This window comes from Vibrio sp. FF145, assembly GCF_041439075.1.
Lineage (GTDB): Bacteria > Pseudomonadota > Gammaproteobacteria > Enterobacterales > Vibrionaceae > Vibrio > Vibrio tasmaniensis_A.
This window is the reverse complement of record NZ_JBGONH010000108.1, coordinates 1-3286: the sequence shown is the minus strand read 5'-3', so window position 1 is coordinate 3286 and position 3286 is coordinate 1. Positions and strand designations below refer to the sequence as shown.

General features: G+C 43.1%; 3 protein-coding genes. 2 read left to right on the top strand and 1 reads right to left on the bottom strand.

All coding sequences use genetic code 11. From position 1 onward, the window contains the following. Window positions 1-154: 154 nt before the first annotated feature. Window positions 155-406, top strand: a complete 252-nt coding sequence (locus ACED42_RS21585) for an accessory factor UbiK family protein (RefSeq protein WP_009848085.1) — start codon at window positions 155-157, stop codon at window positions 404-406. 216 nt (window positions 407-622) lie between these two features. Here ACED42_RS21585 and ilvC read toward each other — a convergent pair whose 3' ends face one another. Further along, window positions 623-2107, bottom strand: a complete 1485-nt coding sequence (ilvC, locus tag ACED42_RS21580) for a ketol-acid reductoisomerase (protein ID WP_371704111.1) — start codon at window positions 2105-2107, stop codon at window positions 623-625. Between the two features lie 146 nt (window positions 2108-2253). On the opposite strand from ilvC, the gene ilvY reads away from it, so the two are divergent. After that, entirely contained in the window at window positions 2254-3144 is an 891-nt protein-coding gene (gene ilvY / locus ACED42_RS21575; RefSeq protein WP_371704110.1) for an HTH-type transcriptional activator IlvY, read from the top strand. Window positions 3145-3286 lie beyond the last annotated feature (142 nt).

Here is a 3286-nt window from a genome sequence, read left to right as displayed (position 1 = left end):
CATATCACTTACTACCGTTTTTGTTTTAAGTTCCCGCTAATCCGCGATGAACCAATAAAAAGGCTACTTCGGTGGCCTTTTTTTGTACGCCATAGGCGACATCGCAAGTGTGATTAAATAGAATAGTGGTAAATATTCAGGAGTTTTAATTGATATGTTTGATCCAAAAAAACTAGAGCAGATTGCTAAGCAGATCCACGATTCTATGCCTCAACCAGTAAAAGAGCTTGGTTCAGATGTAGATCAAAAAGTTCGCCAGGTTATCCAAGGCCAACTGAACAAGCTAGACGTTGTAAGCCGTGAAGAGTTTGATGTTCAAACACAAGTACTACTGCGCACTCGCCAAAAGCTGACTGAAATGGAACAAAAGCTAGCGGACTTAGAAGCAAAGATTGCCGACAAGTAAGCGTAAAGAAAGAAAACTGAAAGTCTACGAAGACTGAACAAACAATGTTCATTTTATTGATTTTTAAGACTTTGTTACTAAAAGCAAAAAGGCTTGGTCAACGGCGACCAAGCCTTTTTATTAGATGTTGTGTTGCTTATTTATAACTCCAACCTGTAAGGAGTTAGTGATACTGCTTCGCTTTTTCTGCAAATTTATCAGTATCTAAGCGACAAATTAACCGCCTACAGCGATACGCTTCATGTCGCTCATGTAGCTACGTAGCTCTTCACCAATATACTCTACAGGGTGGTTACGGATAGCTTCGTTTACTTCAATTAGTTTAGCGTTATCAACTTGGTTAGATGTTTCACCTAGACCACGGCCGATTACGTCTGTTGCTACTGAAGGCATGAACTTCTCACATAGTAGCGGTGTTGCTACGTTAGCGAATAGGTAGTTACCGTACTCAGCAGTATCAGAGATTACAACGTTCATTTCGTAAAGACGCTTACGAGCAACTGTGTTTGCGATTAGTGGAAGCTCATGTAGAGATTCGTAGTAAGCCGACTCATCGATGATGCCAGATGCTGTCATTGCTTCGAATGCTAGCTCAACACCGGCGCGAACCATAGCAACCATTAGGATACCGTTGTCGAAGTACTCTTGCTCTGAGATTTCTACGTCAGAAGCTGGGTAGTTTTCGAATGCTGTTTCGCCTGTCTCTTCACGCCAGCCTAGTAGGTTCACGTCATCGTTCGCCCAGTCAGCCATCATTGTGCTAGAGAAGTGACCAGAGATGATGTCATCCATGTGCTTGTTGTAAAGCGGACGCATTAGGTCTTTTAGCTCTTCAGAAAGCTCAAACGCTTTAACTTTAGCAGGGTTAGATAGACGGTCCATCATGTGAGTTACACCACCGAACTTAAGTGCTTCAGTAATCGTTTCCCAACCGTATTGTAGAAGTTTACCTGCGTAGCCTGGTTCGATGCCATCAGCAATCATCTTCTCGTAAGATACGATAGAACCCGCTTGTAGCATGCCACATAGAATAGTTTGCTCACCCATAAGGTCAGATTTAACTTCAGCTACGAATGAAGACTCTAGGCAACCTGCACGGTGGCCACCAGTACCTGCAGCCCAAGCTTTAGCGATATCCCAGCCTTCACCTTTAGGGTCATTTTCTGGGTGAACAGCGATCAGTGTTGGAACACCGAAACCACGCTTGTACTCTTCACGTACTTCAGAACCTGGACACTTAGGTGCAACCATTACAACGGTAAGGTCAGCACGTAATTGCATTCCTTCTTCAACAACGTTGAAACCATGAGAGTAACCAAGAGCAGCGCCTTCTTTCATTAGAGGCATTACTGTCTCAACAACATTAGTGTGTTGCTTGTCGGGAGTAAGGTTAATAACTAGGTCTGCTTGAGGGATTAGCGTTTCGTAGCTACCAACTACAAAGCCGTTTTCGTCAGCATTCTTGAATGATTGACGCTTCTCATCAATTGCAGCTTGGCGTAGAGCGTAAGATACGTCTAGACCAGAATCACGCATGTTTAGACCTTGGTTCAGGCCTTGAGCACCACAGCCAACAATGACGATCTTCTTACCTTCAAGGTATTCAGCTTCAGTCGTAAATTCTTCACGATCCATGAAACGGCAGCGACCTAATTGGTCTAGTTGCTCACGAAGGTTTAATGTATTGAAATAGTTAGCCATTGTAGGGCACTCCTTTAAAAATAAGTCCGTAAGGTCGATATCTCTCTATCGAATGACTTCATACTAAAACAGACACTCCGTTGCTGAAAGTGATATATTCACAATTAGTTATTGCAATAAATGCAACATGGAAACGATCGCAAAACATGAACATAAAATCTCTACAATTATTTATACATTTATGTGATAGCAAGAGTTTCAGCAAAACAGCTGCGGCTATGCACGTCAGTCCTTCTGCCCTTAGTCGTCAAATACAAAAGCTTGAGGAAGAAACAGGACAAGAACTGCTTATCAGGGATAATCGAAGTGTTGACCTCACACCAGCAGGGAAACATCTGTTACCTGTGGCATTGAACATCGTTGGCGAGTGGCAGCAATATAATCTCCACCTAAAAGGCGGAGAACAGGAGCTCAAGGGTGAGATCCGCATTTTCTGTTCCGTAACAGCAAGCTACAGCCACCTTCCTGAACTCATTACCGAATTCAGGGCTATTCATCCGTATATTGAGTTTAAGCTATCTACCGGTGATCCAGCGCAATCCATCGACAAGATCCTGAATGATGAAGCTGATATTGCTATTTCAGCTAAACCAGATATTTTGCCTTCAAGATTAGAGTTCGAAACCATTAGCGATATACCACTGTCAGTGATCATCCCCTCCGGTGTCAGTAGTTTTAGCCAGCAACTGCAATCAGAGAAACCAAACTGGAATGAAGTGCCTTTTATCATCCCAGAAGCAGGTACTGCACGAGAACGTGCGAACGCGTGGTTCAAAAAGATGAAGATAAAGCCCAACATTTACGCTCAGGTATCAGGTCATGAAGCAATCGTAAGTATGGTTGCTCTTGGCTGTGGGGTTGGTATCGCTCCAGACGTTGTAATCAACAACAGCCCTGTGAGAGATAAAGTCGACCGCTTAAAAATAGAACCAATCAAGCCGTTTGAATTGGGAGTGTGCTGTAAGCGATCGCAGTTAGAAAATCCGTTGATTAGAGCATTTTGGCAGGTAGCTGAAGGTAAATACCTTCAAGACTAGTTATCTATAAGTGATAACAAGCAAGTGTGGAGTCACAGATAAAGAGCACGTTAGTGCTCTTTTTTGTTTTTCTAAACGACAAATATGAAAAAAGCCCGCTGATTTCTCAGCGGGCTTTTCAATGGTGGTGGAGGGATAGGGA

Excerpts from the sequence above, each read along its gene's own strand:
- ACED42_RS21585 (WP_009848085.1), top strand. The coding sequence starts at position 155 with ATGTTTGATCCAAAAAAACTAGAGCAGATTGCTAAGCAGATCCACGAT.
- ilvC (WP_371704111.1), bottom strand. The coding sequence starts at position 2,107 with ATGGCTAACTATTTCAATACATTAAACCTTCGTGAGCAACTAGACCAA.
- ilvY (WP_371704110.1), top strand. The coding sequence starts at position 2,254 with ATGAACATAAAATCTCTACAATTATTTATACATTTATGTGATAGCAAG.